This window comes from Allobosea sp. P1_B10, assembly GCF_056406735.1.
In genome coordinates, this window is record NZ_JBFTZP010000005.1 from 33,697 (window position 1) to 50,947 (window position 17,251).

The following is a 17,251-nucleotide window of genomic DNA, read 5'->3' on the forward strand; positions in this document are numbered from 1 at the left end:
CAACCGCAAAAGTTGCCCGAAAGAACGGGCAATCTCATCCTATCGCGCTCAAACGACATGTAGGGAAGGTCTGAGCCTTCCGTTACCCCGAGCGCAGGCTACTAGACGTCGAAAGCGCAGTTTTGCCAATGGCCTCGGCTTGCCGTCATGGCGCTGGACATTGTCCGGCGCGGATGACGTCCGTGCAACGGGGGCCGCGCCGGAAATCATCATAGCTCACGCTCCACTCCTGGTGATGCGGGGCGCGGTAGGGGCCGAACTTGAAGTACTGGTTCTTGTCGAGTCCGGGGCCGACATGGCCGATATGGCCCTTCACGGTCGCGATCGCCATGCCATTGGCGATGATCTCGATATGGCCGTCGCCGCCCGGCCCCGGCTGCGCGCGGAAGACGAAGTCGAGCCAGCCCTGCTGCGCGGGGGGCAGGTCGGCGTGATGCGTCACGCTGATGCCGGGCGCGCAGGAATCGAAATAGTCGGGATAGTTGGCGGCGGTGGTGTTGGTTTCGATGGCGACGAGCGCGCGGGTCTGGCGGCCGTCGCCCGGCCGGCTCAGCACACGGGCCTCCCCGGGACGGCAGCCATCGGGGCGCTGTGGCCCGCCGATCGGAAAAGATTCGATCAGGTCGGTCTCGACGGTGATGCCGAGTTTGCCCTGATAGAGCCTGAGCGCGAGGAAGGGCGAGTAGTCGCCTTCGGCGCCGCTGATGATCTCGCGCTTCCACTGCGCCAGGACATAGCGCCCGTCATCCTGTGGAACCGGGTCCTCGAGATAAAGCGCAAAGCCGTACCAGAGCGGCTTGTCATAGGGCGCCAGAACCTCGGGCTTTTCCCAGACCTCCGCGCGCTCGCTGCAATTGGGCGCCTCAAGCTTGCAGGAGGGCTGGACCGACAGGGTCAGCGCGGCACGGCCGGAATGGACGTTGCCGGTCTGGAATGCGACCCGGCCGGAGCGCTGCTCGGCATTGTTCTTGTAGAACAGGCCACCTTTCGGGTCGAAGCGCCCGATCTCGAAATCGTCCCTCAGGACGAGATCGCCGGCATCGACCGGCTGGGAATTCGCGGGAGCCGCCAGGCAGGCGAAGACCAGCGCTGCCGGGATCAGCATATGCAACCGGTCCAGACCGCGAAACGACATCAAATCCTCCAGCCAGCCGGGATCGAACCATGCCGCTGCCGCTGGAGCAAGCCCGCCCCCCATCCGTCTCGCATTGCGCTGAGCCACAAGCTGACACACATATGCTGTCTTGCGAGAAGAAGACGGGCGCGCAGCCGGCGCGCCGGACAGGATTTCCGTTGGAGACCAACCTCTTCCGTTACATCTGGCTGAAGAGCCGCGGCGAGCAGCTCATCGTGCTCGCGATCATCCTTGTCTCGATCCCGTTCTACTGGGCGTCCTTCGACGTGCCCAAGCGCATCGTCAATGACGCCATCCAGGGAGGGGCGTTCAAGGACGGCAAGACCACGGCGACGCTGCTCGACTTCACTCTGCACCTGCCGAATTGGCTCGGTGGCGCCAGCTACAAAGTGTTCGAAGGCTTCCAGGTCAACCAGCTCGGGCTGCTCTTCGGCCTGAGCGGCTATTTTCTCGTGCTTGTGCTGATCAACGGCGCCTTCAAATACGTCATCAACCTGCGCAAGGGCATTCTGGGCGAGCGCATGCTGCGGCGCATGCGCTACGACCTGTTCAGCCAGCTCCTGCGCTTCCGGCCGGAGGACATCCGCGCGGTCAAGCCGGCGGAAGTCGCGAGCATGATCAAGGACGAGGTCGAGCCGATCGGCGGCTTCGTTGGCGATGCCTTCATCCAGCCGGTGTTCCTGCTCAGCCAGGCGCTGACGGCGCTGGTCTTCATCATGGCGCAGAGCGTCTGGCTGGGCTCGATCGCGCTGGTGATCGTGCTGATCCAGGCGATCGTCATTCCGATCCTGCGCAAGGAGCAGCTGCGGCTGGGCCGCGAGCGCCAGATCGCCTCGCGCCAGCTTGCCGGGCGCATCGGCGAGATCGTCGATGCCGGGCCGACCATCCAGGGCCATGGCGCGACGACCTATGTTCAGGCGGACATCGCAGCCCGCCTCGGCAACCTCTTCAACATCCGCTACGCGCTCTACAAGCGCAAATTCGCGGTCAAGTTCCTGAACAACCTCCTCGCCCAGATCACCCCGTTCTTCTTCTACGCGGTGGGCGGTTTCTTCGCGGTGCAGGGTCGGCTCGACATCGGCCAGCTCGTCGCGGTGATCGCCGCCTATCGCGACCTGCCGCCGCCTATCAAGGAGCTGATCGACTGGGACCAGCAGCGCAACGACGTCACGATCAAATACGAGCAGGTGATCGCGCAGTTCAATACCGACGAGGCGGTGGTGCTCGACGAGGCGGATGGCGTGAAGCGCCTTCCCGAGCAGGGCGATATGCGGCTTGACGCCGTGCAGATGCTCGACAATCGCGGGCAGCCCCTGCTGACGCCGCTGAGCCTGCGGCTGCATCGCCCGGGCGCCGTCGCCGTGATCGGCCCGGCCGGTGGCGCCCGCGAGATGCTGGGTCGCATCATCGGGCGCCAGGCGATGTCCTATTCCGGCCGCGTTCTGATCGACACCTGCATCCTGGCCCGCCTCTCGGTGGAGCGCGCCAGCCACATGATCGGCTATGCGGGCACCGACACGGAGATCATCGCGGGCACGCTGCGCGACAATATCCTGCTGCCGCTGAAGCGACGCCGGCCGGACGCAAAGCCCGCCGGCAAGGTGCCGCAGGAGGAGCATCTGCGCTTCATCGAGGCGATCCGCTCGGGGAATACGCCGTTCGCTTTCACAGCGGACTGGACGGATTACGAGGGGGCGGGCCTGAGCGATGCGACCTCGCTCGATGCCCATATCCGCGAGGTCCTCGACGTGCTGGGCTGCGCCGAGGATGTCTATGAACTCGGCCTCGACGGCAAGGTGGTGGCTTCGCTCGGCTCCGAGGCCAAGGACCAGGTCGTGCTGGCGCGCCACGCCGTGGCCGACGAGCTCAGTCGCAGCAAGCTGTCGGGGCTGATCGAGACCTTCGATCCCGAGCGCTACAATGCCAATGCGTCGATCGCCGAGAACCTGATTTTCGGTGCCCGCATGGGCCCGCGCTTCGCCAACGAGACGCTGCTGTTCGAGCCCTATGCGCATGCGATCCTGACCGCCGAGGCCCTTGTCGAGCCGCTCGTCGATGTCGGGTCGCGCATCGTCGCGACTGTCGTCGAAATCTTCGCGGGCCTGCCGCAGGGCCATGCCCTGTTCGAGCGCTACTCCTTCGGCTCCGGCTTCGACATGGAGAGGCTGCGCGACCTGTCGGCGACGCTGAGCAAGCATGACATGCGCGCGCCGCTCGATTCCGAGACCGAGCGCGACGTGGTCGCCCTCGCGCTCGGCTATATCGAGCCCAAGCATCGGCTCAACCTGCTCGACGAGCCCCTGCAAAGGCGGCTCCTGCGGGCCCGGGCGAGCTTCAAGGCCCATCTGCCGGCCGATGCCGGTGGCGACGTCGCCTTCTACGATCCCGACAAGGTGATGGTCGGCGCCAGCCTGCGCGACAACCTGATGTTCGGACGGACCGGCTATGGCGTCGCCGATGCGGGCAAGAAGGTCGCCGGCATCGTGAGAGCCGCGCTGAAGCGAGCGGGGCTGGACGGCGAGCTCTATCGAATTGGACTCAACACCGATTGCGGCATTCGCGGGCGCTATCTGCCCGCCAGATTGAGGCTGGCGGTGCCGCTGGCGCAGGCTCTGATCAAGGTGCCGCAGGTGGCGGTGCTGGACGTCACGGGCCTGGCCGCCACGACGAAGGATCCCACGGCCCTGATCGAGCGCCTGCGCAAGCATTGCGCGGGGATGACACTGTTCCTTCTTCTGGGGGATGCTACTCTTGCGACGGGCATTTCGCCGCGGGTCGTTTTCAACGGGCCGTCCGGCGTGATCGAGGATGACGACCGGAGCGACGACGAGGCGGCGGCGGGTACGGCTCCGCCGCGTCCCGTCGCAGAACGGATGGAGGCGAGACCATGACGCTCGAGACGGATGTCGGCTGCCTGAGGCGGTTGCCGCTTTTCCATTCCCTCCCGGCGCCGCGGCTCAAGCTCGTCGCGCTGATGGGCGAGAAGCTGCGCTACTCCGCCGGCACGCGTATCGTGGGCGAAGGCGAGGAGCCTGAAGGCGTCTATGTCGTGCTGGAGGGCGAGGTCGAGATCGCACACAAGCGCAGCGAGGGACGCGGCAAGAGCTTCCTGCTGGCGACGGGCAGCATCATCGGCGACGTGCCGATCCTGGCGGGCCAGGGCTATCTCGGCGAGGTGACCGCCAAGAGCGACGTCACCACGTTGAGACTTCCGAGGGACCTGTTCTTCGAGCTGCTCGAGACGATCCCCGATTTCAGCCTGGCGCTGGCGCGCGACCTGGCGGCAAGGCTCTACCGCCTCGCCGACCATGTGCTGCAAGACGAGAAGGTCCATTGATGGGGCGCATCTCCGCATGAGCCTGTCCCCGACGACTGGCGGCAAGAGGCAGGGATTGGGCGGGGGGATCGATCAGGTCTCGTCGTTGAGCCGCGATATCCGCTTTGCCTCTGGCATCGTCCTGCTGCTGTTTGCGACGACGCATTTCCTCAACCATGCGGTCGGCATTGCCGGCGTGCACGCGATGGAGACCGTGCAGGGCTGGCGCTACTGGCTCTGGCATTCCTGGCCGGGAACCGTGCTGCTCTACGGCGCGCTGGTCGTGCATCCGTTCTTTGCGCTGTTGCGCGTGGCGCAGCGGCGCACCTTCCGCATGCCGGTGCGCGAGATGCTGCAGATCGCGCTCGGGCTGGCGATCCCGCTCTTCCTCGTGGACCATATCGTCGGGACGCGGGTGATGGGGCGCTTCTTCGAACTCGACGAGAGCTATCATGCCGTGCTGCGCCGGCTCTGGCCAAGCCTGGCGACGACGCAGAGCCTGCTTCTGCTGCTGGTCTGGGTGCACGGCATCATCGGCCTGCATTTCTCGCTGCGCTCGCGCGACAGCTACCAGCGCTGGCGCGACCCGTTCATGCTCGCCGCCATCCTGATACCAGTCCTGGCGCTGATCGGATTTGCGGTCGCTGGCCGCGAGGCGGCGCTGATGCAGATGCCGCCCGAGGTCTACACGGATTCGGCGGTGACGATGTTCAACCAGAACGTCACCTGGGGCAAAGGCATCTTCTACGGGCTGGTGGGTTGCTTCGTCAGCTTCGTGGCGATCCGCGAGATCCGGGTGCGGACCTCGCGCAGCATCACGGTGCGCTTCGTCGGCCACGGCGTGCGCAAGATGACACCGGGCCTGACGGTGCTCGAGATGTTCCGGCGCTTCGGCATTCCACATGCGGCTCTGTGCGGCGGCCGCGCCCGCTGCGGCACCTGCCGCGTGCTGGTGCTGGACGGTGCCGAGGCGCTGGGTCCCGCCGGCCCCAACGAAGCAAGGCTGCTGCGTCGGATCGCGGCGCCCGACGGCGTCAGGCTCGCCTGCCAGATCAGGCCGCGCCAGGACGTCCAGGTCCAGATCCTGCTGGCCTCGCGGCTCGGCAGCGCGACGCGTGCCAACGAGCCGGAAGCCAATGCCGGCAAGCGCGGCCTGACGGTCGTCGTCGCGGACCTGCGGGCCTTTTCGGCGCTCTCGGAGCGGCAATTGCCGCAGGAACTGATCGGCCTGCTGAACCGCTTCTTCGACGAGATGGCGCAGGCGATCACGGCTCATGGCGGGCGCATCGACGCCTTCTACGGCGACGGCTTCATGGCCGTGTTCGGCCTGGAGGGAACGCCCGCAAACGCGGCGCAGGCAGCGATCGTCGCGGCAGGGGACATTCTGCGCGCCGTCGAGGCGTTGAACCGCGAATTCGGCGCCGCCCTGCCGCTCCCACTGCGGATCGGCATCGGCATCCACACCGGACAGGCGATCACCGGCGCGATCCAGAACGGCAGCATCGGGCGGCAGGAGATCACGGTCGGCGCGACCGTGATGATCGCAAGCCAGCTGGAATCGGCGACGCGGCGGGTCCTGGCCGATCTCGTCGTCTCGGAGGACACGGTTCGCACGGCCGGACGCAGCTATAGCGGCACCACGCTGCTGAAGATCGGCATCAAGGGCCGCGAAAAGCCGCTGACAGCCTATGGTTTTGCCAGCGCGGCCGATCTGGTCGAGCGCGACGACAGGGACGAGGCCATCGCCACTCCGGTTCTAGAGCCGGTGGCGGCAGGCGGCGGCGAGGCTGCCGTGGAGGACGCGGCCGTCTCCGTTCCGGCGAGTTCAGCCGTCGGGATCGCGGAGACCTTTGCCGAGGATGGCGAGCAGCCGACGCAGCCTCCGACCCCGCGGGCGCGTCGCCCGCGCGCGAAGCGCGCGCCGAAGGCTACGGCACCGGACAAGGCGGGCGGCGAGGACGTCTAAGGGCTCGCCCGTGCCGGCCGTCACGCATTGGCGCGGGCGACGCCTCGCAACCATGTGAACCAGGCGTCGGCTCGCTGGCCTTCGCGTGCCTGCTTGCCTATGGTCCGCCGCCCTAACCCCACGCGCCAGCGATGCCATGACCAGTCAGACGCCCCCCGATGCCTTCTTCGACATCCTGCGCGGGGTTGCGGCCCTGACAGGCAACAGGGTCGTCGGCGACCTCGCAAAGCTCGTCGGGACGGAGATGCCACCCGAGCTGTGGATCGCCTTCAATCACAAGCAGATCGCTTCGAAACGCTGGCTGGTCGATGCGATGGCGCAGGCGCTGCCCAAGCCTGCCGGGCCGGTCTGGGTGCTTGGCGCTTGGTACGGCGTGCTCGGCGCGATGCTGCTCGACGACGAGAGGCTCGCCATCCCCGAGATCGTCAGCCTGGACATCGATCCCGGCTGCGCGCCCGTCGCTGAAAAACTGAACCGGCGTCATGTCAGGGAGAACCGCTTCCGTGCGGTGACCCGCGATATGATGGCGCTGGATTTCGCAGCCGAGGCAGTCCGGCCCGGCCTCGTCATCAACACCAGTTGCGAGCATCTCGACGACGTGCCGGGCTGGCTGTCCAGCCTGCCGGCCGGCCTGCCGCTGCTGCTGCAGTCCAACGACTATGTTCGTGAGCCCGACCATCGCAGCTGCGTGCCATCTCTCGACGCTTTCCGGGAGCAGGCCGGGCTGTCCGAGGTCTGGTTCGCGGGCGAACTGCCGAGCAAGAACTACACGCGCTTCATGCTGATCGGCGCGCGATGAGCGTTCCGGAGCCGCGCGTCGCGATTGCGATGAAAGGCTATCCGCGCCTGTCGGAGACCTTCATCGCGCAGGAACTGCTGGGCTTGCAGCAGCGCGGCCTGGATTTCGCGATCTGGTCGCTGCGCCGGCCGACCGATGTCGACCGCCATCTGATGCACCGGCAGATCACCGCGCCTGTGAGCTATCTCCCGGAATACCTGCATGAGGAGCCGGCCCGTGTCTGGCGCGGAGCCGTCAGCGCCCTGCGCCGGCCGGCGCTGCCGCGGCTCGCCTTCGTGTTCCTGCGCGATCTCGTCCGCGACCCCACGCGCAACCGCCTGCGCCGGCTCGGCCAGGCGCTGGTGATGGCGCGCGAACTGCCGGCGGGCATCGCGCACCTGCATGTGCACTATTTGCACACGCCGGCCTCAGTGATCCGCTATGCCGCGCTGCTGCGTGGGTTGAGCTGGTCGTTTTCGGCCCATGCCAAGGACATCTGGACCACGCCCGATTGGGAGAAGCGTGAAAAGATCGCCGCCGCTCAATGGGGCGTCACCTGCACACAGGATGGGCATGCCGAGCTGCAACGGCTCTCCGATGCGACCGACAAGGTTGCACTGCTCTATCACGGGCTCGAGCTCTCTCGCTTTCCGGACCCGCCTGCGCGGGTCTTACGCGATGGCGCCGACGCCGCCGACCCCGTGCGTTTCGTCACGGTCGGCCGCGCCGTCGAGAAGAAGGGCTTCGATGATCTGCTGGCGGCCCTGGCGCAGCTTCCCGCCGGGCTCAACTGGCGGCTGACGCATATCGGGGGCGGCGAAAAGCTCGCGGCGCTGAAGCAGCAGGCGGTTTCGCTTGGCATCTCGGAGCGCGTCACCTGGGCTGGCGCCAAGGCGCAAGGCGACGTCATCGCCGCGCTGCGGGAGGCGGATCTGTTCGTGCTGCCCTCGAAACAGGCGGGTGACGGCGATCGCGACGGCCTGCCCAATGTAGTGATGGAGGCGGCAAGCCAGGCGCTGCCGATCGTGGCGACCGATTTTGCCGGCATTCCTGAATTTATTGGCGACGACCGTGAGGGTGTTCTTGTAGCGCCGGGCGATGTCTCGGCGCTGGCCCGAAAGCTTGGCGAGCTCGCAGGCGATCCCGAGCGTCGCGCCAGATTGGGCGCTGCCGCTCATCTGCGCCTGACCAGCGCCTTTTCGGCGGCAGCGGGACTCGACCGGGTCCATGCACGACTTGCCGACTCGGCCGGGAGGGGTTGATGGCGCGGATCCTGATTGCCGTCACGCATCTGCTCGGCAGCGGCCATCTGGTGCGCGCAAGCCATCTGGCGCGGGCGCTGGCGGCGGCCGGGCATCAGGTCTCGCTGGCCAGTGGCGGGATGCCATTGCGGGGCGGGGCAGGGGAGAGTTTTGGCTTCGTCCAACTGCCGCCGGTCAAAGTCGAGGGCGTGGATTTCCGCAATCTGCTCGACGAGGCCGGCCAGCCCATCGACGCCGACAGGCGCGTGGCACGGCTCGACGCACTGACAGGACTGGCGACCGGCCTCAAGCCCGATGTCGTGATAACCGAGCATTTCCCCTTCGGGCGCCGGCAGCTGGCGGATGAATTCCTGGGACTGATCGCGGCGGCGAGGGCGGCCAATCCGGACGTGCTGGTGCTAGCCTCGATCCGCGATGTGCTGGTCGCGCCCCGCGCCGACCGGGTCGCGGAGGCCGAGCGGCGGCTGGCAGCGCATTTCGACGGCGTTCTGGTGCATGGCGACGATCGCTTCTTGGCGCTGGAGGCCTCCTGGCCGGTCTCGCCTGACCTTGCGGGGCGGCTGCTTTACACGGGTTACCTGACGTCCCCCCACAGGCCTCCTCAGGATGAGGGTCGCGGCACGGAGACCAGGGACATTCTCGTCTCCGGTGGAGGTTCTGGGGCGGCTTTGCCGCTGTTCAACCTCTGCATCGAGGCCGCGCGGCTGCTCGGGCCGTCCCGGCCCTGGCGCATCCTTGTCGGGCGCGGTACGGCGCCAGAAGCGTATGAGAGCTTGCGCAGCGCGGCTCCCGATCACGTCACGGTAGAATGGGCGCGGCCCGATTTCCCGGCGCTGCTCGCGGCTTGCGCGCTGTCGATCAGCCAGGCCGGCTACAATACGGTGCTCGATCTCGTCGCGGCGCGGCGGCCCGCGATCGTCGTGCCCTTCGATGCCGGCAACGAGACCGAGCAGGCGATCCGGGCCGATGCAATGGCAAAGGCCGGGCTCGCGATGTGCCTGCGCCTGGCGGGGGCGGAGCCGCTGACGCCCAAAGTGCTGGCCGGTTCCGTCTCGGCCGCATTGGCCTCTGGGCTGCCGGGCGCCCCGGCGATCGAACGCGACGGCGCGGCGCGGACGGTCGCGCTGATCGAAGATCGTCTGTCCGGCCGCGCCGGAAATCGATCCTGATCTGCCGCGTTGCTCGTGGCATGTGGCTTGCGAGACTGCTGCCGGAGCTGGGTCCGGCATGCCTGCCGCGAATTGCCGCCTGACAGCTTTGCGAATTGCCGCTCCCGCGCTTTCGCTCTAACTAGGGATCGATACGCCTCCCTTTTCGGTCGGCTCTGGGACAACCGGACCTCTCCCCGGCCTTGCCCCATGCCTGGAGACAGACAATGACGACGACGAACGCACCGGCCCTGCCCGACATGAAGCTGTCGGTGCGCCAGACCTTCGGGATCGATTCGGACCTGGAAGTGCCGGCCTATTCCAAGACCGAGGCCCATGTACCGGACCTCGATCCCGATTATCGCTTCGACCGCGACACCACGATCGCGATCCTCGCCGGCTTCGCGCATAACCGCCGCGTGATGATCTCGGGCTATCACGGCACCGGCAAGTCGACCCATATCGAGCAGGTCGCGGCCCGCCTCAACTGGCCCTGCGTGCGCGTCAACCTCGATAGCCATGTCTCCCGCCTCGATCTCGTCGGCAAGGACGCGATCGTGCTGAAGGAAGGCAAGCAGATCACCGAATTCCAGGACGGCATCCTGCCCTGGGCGCTGCAGAACAACATCGCGCTCGTCTTCGACGAGTACGATGCCGGCCGCCCCGACGTGATGTTCGTGATCCAGCGCGTGCTCGAGCAGTCGGGCAAGCTGACGCTGCTCGACCAGAAGCGCGTCATCCGTCCTCACCCGTGCTTCCGGCTGTTCGCCACCGCCAACACGGTCGGCCTCGGCGACACGTCGGGCCTCTATCACGGCACGCAGCAGATCAACCAGGGCCAGATGGACCGCTGGTCGATCGTGACCACGCTGAACTACCTGCCCCATGACAACGAAGTCGCGATCGTTCTCGCCAAGTCCAAGCACTTCCAGGGCACGCCCGAGGGCCGGGCGACCATCGACAAGATGGTGCGCGTGGCGGACCTGACCCGCAACGCCTTCATGAATGGCGATCTCTCGACCGTGATGAGCCCGCGTACGGTCATCACCTGGGCCGAGAACGCCGCGATCTTCGGCGATATTGGCTTCGCCTTCCGGGTGACCTTCCTGAATAAGTGCGACGAGATGGAGCGCACGCTGGTGGCCGAGTTCTATCAGCGCTCCTTCGGCAAGGAATTGCCGGAGAGCGCCGTGAACGTGGTCCTCAGCTGAGGGGAAGCGCAGGGACATGGCGAGCGCGCGCTATCAGGGTGGCTGCCATTGCGGGCGGGTCGGCTTCACGGTCGAGGCCGATCTCGACCGCACCGTCGCCTGCAACTGCTCGTACTGCCAGATGCGCGGCTTCATGCTGACCTTCGCGCCCGCGACGTCCTTCAGCCTCGACAAGGGTGAGGATGCGCTGACCGAGTACCGGTTCAACTCGCGCAAGCTCCAGCATCTGTTCTGCGAGACCTGCGGGATCCAGTCGTTCTCGCGGGGCGCGATGCCCGACGGCACGCCGACGGTCGCCGTCAATGTGCGCTGCCTGGCGGGTGTCGAGCCGAGCGAGATGAGCCCGACCGTCTACGACGGCCGCTCGCGCTAGGAGTTGTGATGGCCGCGATCACCGTCGAAGCCAGTCAGGACGAGACGCGCGAGGCGGTCCTTCGCGGCTTGACGGCGCATAACCAGGCGCGTGTCGGGCCACGCAATCCCAGGCCGGTGGCGATCAGCCTGCGCGACGATACCGGCACGATCGTCGGGGGCCTCGTCGGCGAACTGAAGTGGGAATGGCTCTATGTCGACCTGCTCTGGATCGACGAGGCGCATCGCGGCGCCGGGCATGGCGAGGCGCTGCTGGCGCTGGCCGAACAGGAAGCTCGGGAGTACGGCGCCAAGGGCGTCTTTCTCGGGACGATGAGCATTCAGGCGCCGGATTTCTACCCGCGCATGGGGTATCGCGAATATGGCCGGATGGCGGATTATCCGGTGGCCGGTCACACGCTGCATCATTTCACGAAGGCGCTATGAGCATCTCCAACCGCAAGCCCGGTCAGACCAAGGAAGCGCCAGCGGAGCCGCTGAAGCGCGCCATTTCTGGCGCGATGAAGGCGATCGCGCGCCGCCCGGAGATGGAAATCGTCTTCGCTGCCGACAAGCCCTCGCTGGTGGGCGAGCGCGCCCGCCTGCCCGAACCGCCGCGCAAGCTGACCGCCGAGGATGTCGCGATCCTGCGCGGACATTCGGATTCGATGGCCTTGCGGCTGGCCTGCCATGACGCCGCCGTGCACCGTCGTGCCGCCCCCGAGGGGGACGCCGCGCGAGCCGTCTACGATGCCGTCGAGCAGGCCCGGGTCGAGAGCCTCGGCTCGCGTCGCATGACCGGCATGGCCGGCAACATCACGGCGATGCTCGACGACCGCTATCATCGCGGCGGCCGCTATGAGGAGATCACCGACCGCGCCGACGCGCCGCTCGAGGACGCGCTCGCCCTGATGGTGCGAGAGCGCCTGACCGGACTGAAGCCGCCAAAGGCTGCCGAAAAGCTCGTCGATCTCTGGCGCGACGTGATCGAGACCAAGGCCGGGGGCGACCTCGACCGGCTCGCCAAATCCGTCGAGGACCAGCGCGCCTTCTCGCGCACGGTGCGCGACATGCTGGCCTCGCTCGACATGGCCGAGCAGACCAGCGAAGGCCAGGACGACGAGGAGGACGACGAGAACCAGGACCAGTCGTCCGAGGAACAGCAGCAGCAGGACGGCGAAGCCGAGCAGGAGAGCCAGGGCGACCGGTCGGAGACCGAGGTCAGCGAGGACGCGACCGAGGAACTGCAGGAGGGCGCCTCCGAGGCGACCGACGCTCCCGCGGGCGACTGGGAAGACGAGGACGAATCGTCTGAGTCCGAGGAGGCCGGCGAGGCGCCGCGTCCGCGAGAGGGCAAGCAGAACGACCGTCCGCAGACCGACTACAAGGCCTTTACGGTGAAGTTCGACGAGGTCGTCACCGCCGAGGAACTCTGCGACGCCGAGGAACTGACGCGGCTGCGCGCCTATCTCGACAAGCAGCTGGCACATCTGCAGGGCGTCGTCGCGCGCCTCGCCAACCGGCTCCAGCGCCGCCTGATGGCGCAGCAAAACCGCTCCTGGCAGTTCGACCTGGAGGAGGGCGCGCTCGACCCCGCGCGCCTGCCGCGCATCATCATCGACCCCTACCAGCCGCTCTCCTTCCGACAGGAATCGGACGTCAACTTCCGCGACACCGTGGTGACGCTGCTGATCGACAATTCCGGCTCGATGCGCGGGAGGCCGATCACGGTCGCCGCGACCTGCGCCGACATTCTCGCCCGCACGCTGGAGCGCTGCGGCGTCAAGACGGAGCTTCTGGGCTTCACGACGCGCGCCTGGAAGGGCGGGCTTTCGCGCGAGAGCTGGCTGCAATCGGGCAAGACGCCCAATCCCGGCCGCCTCAACGACCTCCGTCACATCATCTACAAGGCGGCGGATGCACCGTGGCGCCGGGCGCGCAAGAACCTTGGGCTGATGATGCGCGAGGGCCTGCTGAAGGAAAACATCGACGGCGAGGCGCTGGACTGGGCGCATAAGCGCATCCTGGCGCGGCCCGAGCAGCGCAAGATCCTGATGGTGATTTCGGACGGCGCGCCGGTCGACGATTCCACGCTCTCGGTCAATGCCGGCAATTATCTCGAGCGGCATCTGCGCCATATCATCGCCGAGATCGAGACCCGCTCGCCGGTCGAACTGATCGCGATCGGTATCGGCCATGACGTCACGCGCTACTACCGCCGCGCGGTCACCATCGTCGACGCCGAGGAACTCGGTGGCGTGATGACCGAGAAGCTGGCCGAGCTCTTCGAGGACGATGCCGGGCTCCCGTCGAAATCGCGTGGGTCGCGCCGCCTGCAATGAGATTGACGCGGCGCGGTGTCCTGGCCGGGCTTGCCGCGGCCCCGTTCGGCGCGGCCGGCGCATGGGCGCAGGCGCCCGAGCAGCCGCTGATCCCGGTCGTCATCTCGACGCGAGCGGTCAGAAGCTTCGAGCCGCGCAATCCCGAGAAGACGCGTTTCGGCGCGCTGACTTTCCGAGGCGGCCTGGTACTCACCGGCAACCATCCGCGCTTCGGCGGATTCTCGGGGCTGTGGCGCTCGGAGAACGGCTCGGACCTCGTCGCGGTCACCGATAACGGCTTCTGGCTGACAGCGAAGGCCCGCAGCGAGGGCGGCCGCATCGTCGGGCTCGACGAGGCACAGCTGGCGCCGATCCTGGGCGCGTCGGGGCGCCCTTTGCACCGCTCGCGCTACTTCGACACCGAGAGCCTCGCGATAGCCGACGGCGTCGCCTATCTCGGCGTCGAGCGCACGCATGACGTCCTGCGCTTCGATTTCGGACGCGAGGGCGTCGCCGCACGCGCCCGCATCGTCGCCGTGCCTCGCGAGGTCAAGCGGCTGCCCAATAATCGCGGACTGGAGGCGATTGCCGTCGTGCCGGCCGGCCACCCGCTCGCCGGCGCAGTCGTTGCGATTTCAGAGCGCTCGGACGCCGAGGACGAGGCGACTTTGGGCGTGATTCTGGGCGGACGCCAGCCCGGCCTGTTCAAGGTCGCGCGCCATGACGGTTACGACATCACCGACATGGCTTTCCTGCCGGGCGGCGACATTGTGCTGCTGGAACGCTGGTATCGTCCGCTGCGCGGCGTCGGCATGCGCATCCGCAGGATCGCGGGCGCGAGCCTGAAGCCCGGCGCGTTGCTCGACGGGCCCTATCTGATCGAGGCCGATCTGGGCCAGGAAATCGACAACATGGAAGGTCTCTGCGTCCACCGGGACGGAGCGAAGACCGTTCTGACGCTGATCTCCGACGACAATTTCTCGTTCATCCAGCGCACTGTCCTGCTGGAATTCGAGCTGGCCTCAGCCTGACCCGTCATTGCGAGCGAAGCGAAGCAATCCAGGGGCGGCAGCGCACTTCGGTCTCGATTGCTTCGCTGCGCTCGCAATGACGAGAGCTATAGGACAAACGAAAAAAGCGGCCTTGCGGCCGCTTCGTTCAGTCACGAGGTCGAAACCCGCTCAGACGGCGGCGAGCTTCTTCTCGATGTCGCGCTTCAGGGTCAAGGCGCCCGTCGAGAGGTCGCCGGCCGGAGCCTTGACCAGGAAGGCGTCGAGACCACCGCGATGGTCGACGGTGCGCAGCGCGTTGGCCGAGATGCGCAGGCGCACAGAGCGGCCAAGCGAATCGGACTGCAGCGTGACGTTCACGAGGTTCGGACGGAAGACGGTCTTCGTCTTACGGTTCGAGTGACTCACAAGGTGACCGGTCTGGGTGGCTTTCCCGGTCAGTTCGCAACGGCGGGACATGGCATCGTTCCTTACATCCAACCGGCTGGTTCAAACAAAAATGCCGACACGTGACGTGCCGGACATGAATACCGGAGGTCAAATTCAAGTTGCGGTTCCATAGCCAAGCCCGAACGCGGCGTCAAGACGAACCCGGCCAATGACGCCAGACTGGCCGAGAAAAAATCGGAGCGCCCCGCGATGGCGCAAACGTGTAGCCGTCGCTTTAACGTTCGAGCAAGGTCCGTGGCCAAATGTCGTGCCAAGTCACGATTCGGACCGATTCGCAGTGCATGCGGATCAGGACGCTTTTCAGCCAGGAGGATTTGGATGAAACCCGCCATTGCGCCGTCCATGGCGGGTTTGGTTCTGGCTGCGATGCTGGCAGGCGGATATGTGCCCGCGCAGGCCGCCTCGCTCGCCGCCAAATATGAGGTTTCCCTGCTCGGCCTGACGCTGGGTACCGCAAATCTCGCCGGCGGCATCGACGGTTCCGGCTACAAGCTCGACGTGGTGGCCAAGCTGACCGGGCTGGTCGGCGGCTTCACAGGCGGGCGCGGCTCAGGCATCGCCACCGGAAACCTCAATGGCGGCAAGCCTGTCGCCACCAGCTTCGCGATCAACTCCGCCAATTCGAGCGAGAGCCGCACCGTGCGCATGGCGCTCGACGGCGGCAGCGTCGCAGGCGTCGAGATCGAGCCGCCGATCGATTCCAAGCCCGATCGCGTGCCGCTGACCGAGAGCCACAAGCGCAACGTCATCGACCCCTTGAGCGCCTTCCTGATGCCGGTCGAGGGCAAGAGCGGCGGCGCCAGCGCCTGCAACCGCACCTTGCCGATCTTCGACGGTGCGGCACGCTACGACATCAAGCTGAGCTATGCCGGCACGCGCGAGGTCAAGATGGAGGGCTATAGCGGTTCCGTCGCGATCTGCCAGGCGCGCTATGTCCCGATCGCCGGACACAGGGCGCTTCGGCCCAGCACCAAGTTCATGGCCGAGAACAAGGAAATCTCGACCTGGCTCGCCCCCGTCGCGGGCACGAATGTGATGGTGCCGGTGCGGATCTCGGTGAAGACGATGATCGGGACCGCGGTGATCGAGGCCTCGAGCTTCAAGGTCGACCCCGGCTTGACGGCAAGCACGACCAAGGGCAACTGAACGTGGCCGCGACGGCCTGAGCGCTCTCCTGTCGTCGCAACCTGGCGCTCGCGCTGGGGTTGCAGCTGTGGAGAAGCGTTTCGGGACTGGTGCCATGTGCCGGCGACGGATTGCGGCTCCTGCCGACGCAGCGTTACCCTGCGCCGACGCCAGCATCCGGAGCCGTTATGTCCAGTGACTTTGCCACGCCTCCAGGCTTGCGCCATCGCCAGATCGCGGTGCGCGACACCATGCTGCATGTTGCGGAGATTGGCGCGGGCGGGACGCCGGTCCTGCTGCTGCATGGCTGGCCTGAGTTCTGGATGACATGGCTGCCGCTGATCAACCGGCTGCATCCCGATTTCCACCTGATCGCGCCGGATCTGCGCGGTTTCGGCGACAGCGCCAAGTCCGCGGACCCGCGCAGCGATGTCGGCGCCAACAGTCATGCCGACGACATGGCGGCCCTGCTGGCGATGCTGGATTTGGGCCCGGTCGGTGTCGCCAGCCACGATGTCGGCTCCTATGCCGCGCAGGCCCTGGCGCGCCGGCATCCCTCCCTCGTCGACCGTTTGCTGTTCTTCAACTGCGCGACCTCCAATGTCGGCGCGCGCTGGGTCCATGACGGGCATGTCAACGAGGTCTGGTACCAGTCCTTCCAGCAGCTCGGCATGGCCGAGGCACTTGTCGGGCTCAGCCGCGAGAGCTGCGCCTTGTATATTGGCTACTTCCTGCAGCACTGGTGCCATCGCAAGGACGCCTTCACGCCGGCCTTCGAGCTCTGGATCGACAATTTCATGAAGCCGGGCAACCTGCGCGGTGGCTTCGACTGGTATCGCAGCCAGAACGCCCTGCGGCTCGCGGCCATTGACGGGCACCCCACCCCCTCGGTGCGGATCCATCATCCGACGCGGGTGCATTGGGGCCGCCACGACCCGATCCTGAAATCGGAATGGGCGGCCTTCGTGCCGGAGCATTTCGACAAGGTCGAGGTCAGCTTCTGCGAAAGCGCCGGGCATTTCGTCCATGTCGAGGCGCCAGACGAGGCGGCGCAGGTGTTTTCCGAGTTCTTCGCCTGAGGCGCGTCGGCTCCGGCCTGTAAACGCTGTCCGACCCCTCGTTTCGCCGCGAGCCATGACTAAGTAAGCGCTTGCGCGATGGGCCTCGCCCTCGCGAGG

15 protein-coding genes are annotated in these 17,251 nt (G+C 66.7%); 13 read left to right on the forward strand and 2 right to left on the reverse strand.

Annotated features, from left to right (window positions below; all coding sequences use genetic code 11):
• Positions 1–145 precede the first annotated feature (145 nt).
• Entirely contained in the window at positions 146–1,135 is a 990-nt protein-coding gene (locus AC1D2L_RS13060; protein WP_476846308.1) for a polysaccharide lyase family 20 protein, read from the reverse strand.
• Positions 1,136–1,293: 158 nt separating this feature from the next.
• Here AC1D2L_RS13060 and AC1D2L_RS13065 point away from each other — a divergent pair, with 158 nt between their 5' ends.
• The 11 genes from AC1D2L_RS13065 to AC1D2L_RS13115 all read left to right on the forward strand — a co-directional run bounded on the left by AC1D2L_RS13065 (position 1,294) and on the right by AC1D2L_RS13115 (position 14,519).
• Positions 1,294–4,026 (forward strand): ABC transporter transmembrane domain-containing protein, encoded by a 2,733-nt coding sequence (locus AC1D2L_RS13065; protein WP_476846309.1) that lies wholly within the window; start codon positions 1,294–1,296, stop codon positions 4,024–4,026.
• Entirely contained in the window at positions 4,023–4,472 is a 450-nt protein-coding gene (locus AC1D2L_RS13070; protein ID WP_476846310.1) for a Crp/Fnr family transcriptional regulator, read from the forward strand. The genes AC1D2L_RS13065 and AC1D2L_RS13070 overlap by 4 nt, the downstream gene beginning before the upstream one ends.
• 16 nt (positions 4,473–4,488) lie before the next feature.
• Positions 4,489–6,417, forward strand: a complete 1,929-nt coding sequence (locus AC1D2L_RS13075; protein ID WP_476846311.1) for an adenylate/guanylate cyclase domain-containing protein — start codon at positions 4,489–4,491, stop codon at positions 6,415–6,417.
• Between the two features lie 136 nt (positions 6,418–6,553).
• Complete coding sequence (locus AC1D2L_RS13080; RefSeq protein ID WP_476846312.1) at positions 6,554–7,216, forward strand: class I SAM-dependent methyltransferase; 663 nt, start codon at positions 6,554–6,556, stop codon at positions 7,214–7,216.
• The gene (locus AC1D2L_RS13085) at positions 7,213–8,457 is read left to right on the forward strand and encodes a glycosyltransferase family 4 protein (RefSeq protein ID WP_476846313.1); all 1,245 of its coding nucleotides are present in this window, start codon (positions 7,213–7,215) and stop codon (positions 8,455–8,457) included. The genes AC1D2L_RS13080 and AC1D2L_RS13085 overlap by 4 nt, the downstream gene beginning before the upstream one ends.
• On the forward strand, positions 8,457–9,626 hold the full coding sequence (locus tag AC1D2L_RS13090) for a glycosyltransferase family protein (RefSeq protein WP_476846314.1): 1,170 nt from the start codon (positions 8,457–8,459) through the stop codon (positions 9,624–9,626). The genes AC1D2L_RS13085 and AC1D2L_RS13090 overlap by 1 nt, the downstream gene beginning before the upstream one ends.
• A gap of 206 nt (positions 9,627–9,832) precedes the next feature.
• Positions 9,833–10,816: a cobaltochelatase subunit CobS gene (cobS, locus tag AC1D2L_RS13095; RefSeq protein ID WP_476846315.1), complete on the forward strand. Its 984-nt coding sequence runs from the start codon at positions 9,833–9,835 to the stop codon at positions 10,814–10,816.
• A gap of 16 nt (positions 10,817–10,832) precedes the next feature.
• Positions 10,833–11,189 (forward strand): GFA family protein, encoded by a 357-nt coding sequence (locus tag AC1D2L_RS13100; protein WP_476846316.1) that lies wholly within the window; start codon positions 10,833–10,835, stop codon positions 11,187–11,189.
• Between the two features lie 8 nt (positions 11,190–11,197).
• Positions 11,198–11,614 carry a GNAT family N-acetyltransferase gene (locus AC1D2L_RS13105; protein ID WP_476846317.1) on the forward strand — a complete coding sequence of 139 codons (417 nt, stop codon included), beginning with the start codon at positions 11,198–11,200 and terminating at the stop codon, positions 11,612–11,614.
• Positions 11,611–13,509 carry a cobaltochelatase subunit CobT gene (gene cobT, locus AC1D2L_RS13110; RefSeq protein ID WP_476846318.1) on the forward strand — a complete coding sequence of 633 codons (1,899 nt, stop codon included), beginning with the start codon at positions 11,611–11,613 and terminating at the stop codon, positions 13,507–13,509. The genes AC1D2L_RS13105 and cobT overlap by 4 nt, the downstream gene beginning before the upstream one ends.
• On the forward strand, positions 13,506–14,519 hold the full coding sequence (locus tag AC1D2L_RS13115) for an esterase-like activity of phytase family protein (RefSeq protein WP_476846319.1): 1,014 nt from the start codon (positions 13,506–13,508) through the stop codon (positions 14,517–14,519). Before cobT ends, AC1D2L_RS13115 begins: the two co-directional genes overlap by 4 nt.
• A 150-nt stretch (positions 14,520–14,669) precedes the next feature.
• Here the strand turns inward: AC1D2L_RS13115 and rpmB are convergent, their stop codons facing one another.
• The gene (gene rpmB / locus AC1D2L_RS13120) at positions 14,670–14,957 is read right to left on the reverse strand and encodes a 50S ribosomal protein L28 (protein ID WP_476846320.1); all 288 of its coding nucleotides are present in this window, start codon (positions 14,955–14,957) and stop codon (positions 14,670–14,672) included.
• Positions 14,958–15,266: 309 nt separating this feature from the next.
• On the opposite strand from rpmB, the gene AC1D2L_RS13125 reads away from it, so the two are divergent.
• Both AC1D2L_RS13125 and AC1D2L_RS13130 read left to right on the forward strand, forming a co-directional pair.
• Entirely contained in the window at positions 15,267–16,094 is an 828-nt protein-coding gene (locus AC1D2L_RS13125) for a DUF3108 domain-containing protein (protein WP_476846321.1), read from the forward strand.
• A gap of 167 nt (positions 16,095–16,261) precedes the next feature.
• Positions 16,262–17,152, forward strand: coding sequence for an alpha/beta fold hydrolase (locus AC1D2L_RS13130; protein WP_476846322.1), 891 nt, complete (start codon positions 16,262–16,264; stop codon positions 17,150–17,152).
• Positions 17,153–17,251 lie beyond the last annotated feature (99 nt).

What these genes read in the sequence shown, in the direction of transcription:
- AC1D2L_RS13060 (WP_476846308.1), bottom strand. Translation starts at nt 1,135, where the DNA reads ATGTCGTTTCGCGGTCTGGACCGGTTGCATATGCTGATCCCGGCAGCG.
- AC1D2L_RS13115 (WP_476846319.1), top strand. Translation starts at nt 13,506, where the DNA reads ATGAGATTGACGCGGCGCGGTGTCCTGGCCGGGCTTGCCGCGGCCCCG.
- AC1D2L_RS13070 (WP_476846310.1), top strand. Translation starts at nt 4,023, where the DNA reads ATGACGCTCGAGACGGATGTCGGCTGCCTGAGGCGGTTGCCGCTTTTC.
- AC1D2L_RS13100 (WP_476846316.1), top strand. Translation starts at nt 10,833, where the DNA reads ATGGCGAGCGCGCGCTATCAGGGTGGCTGCCATTGCGGGCGGGTCGGC.
- AC1D2L_RS13090 (WP_476846314.1), top strand. Translation starts at nt 8,457, where the DNA reads ATGGCGCGGATCCTGATTGCCGTCACGCATCTGCTCGGCAGCGGCCAT.
- AC1D2L_RS13075 (WP_476846311.1), top strand. Translation starts at nt 4,489, where the DNA reads ATGAGCCTGTCCCCGACGACTGGCGGCAAGAGGCAGGGATTGGGCGGG.
- AC1D2L_RS13125 (WP_476846321.1), top strand. Translation starts at nt 15,267, where the DNA reads ATGAAACCCGCCATTGCGCCGTCCATGGCGGGTTTGGTTCTGGCTGCG.
- AC1D2L_RS13105 (WP_476846317.1), top strand. Translation starts at nt 11,198, where the DNA reads ATGGCCGCGATCACCGTCGAAGCCAGTCAGGACGAGACGCGCGAGGCG.
- AC1D2L_RS13085 (WP_476846313.1), top strand. Translation starts at nt 7,213, where the DNA reads ATGAGCGTTCCGGAGCCGCGCGTCGCGATTGCGATGAAAGGCTATCCG.
- cobS (WP_476846315.1), top strand. Translation starts at nt 9,833, where the DNA reads ATGACGACGACGAACGCACCGGCCCTGCCCGACATGAAGCTGTCGGTG.
- AC1D2L_RS13130 (WP_476846322.1), top strand. Translation starts at nt 16,262, where the DNA reads ATGTCCAGTGACTTTGCCACGCCTCCAGGCTTGCGCCATCGCCAGATC.
- cobT (WP_476846318.1), top strand. Translation starts at nt 11,611, where the DNA reads ATGAGCATCTCCAACCGCAAGCCCGGTCAGACCAAGGAAGCGCCAGCG.
- rpmB (WP_476846320.1), bottom strand. Translation starts at nt 14,957, where the DNA reads ATGTCCCGCCGTTGCGAACTGACCGGGAAAGCCACCCAGACCGGTCAC.
- AC1D2L_RS13080 (WP_476846312.1), top strand. Translation starts at nt 6,554, where the DNA reads ATGACCAGTCAGACGCCCCCCGATGCCTTCTTCGACATCCTGCGCGGG.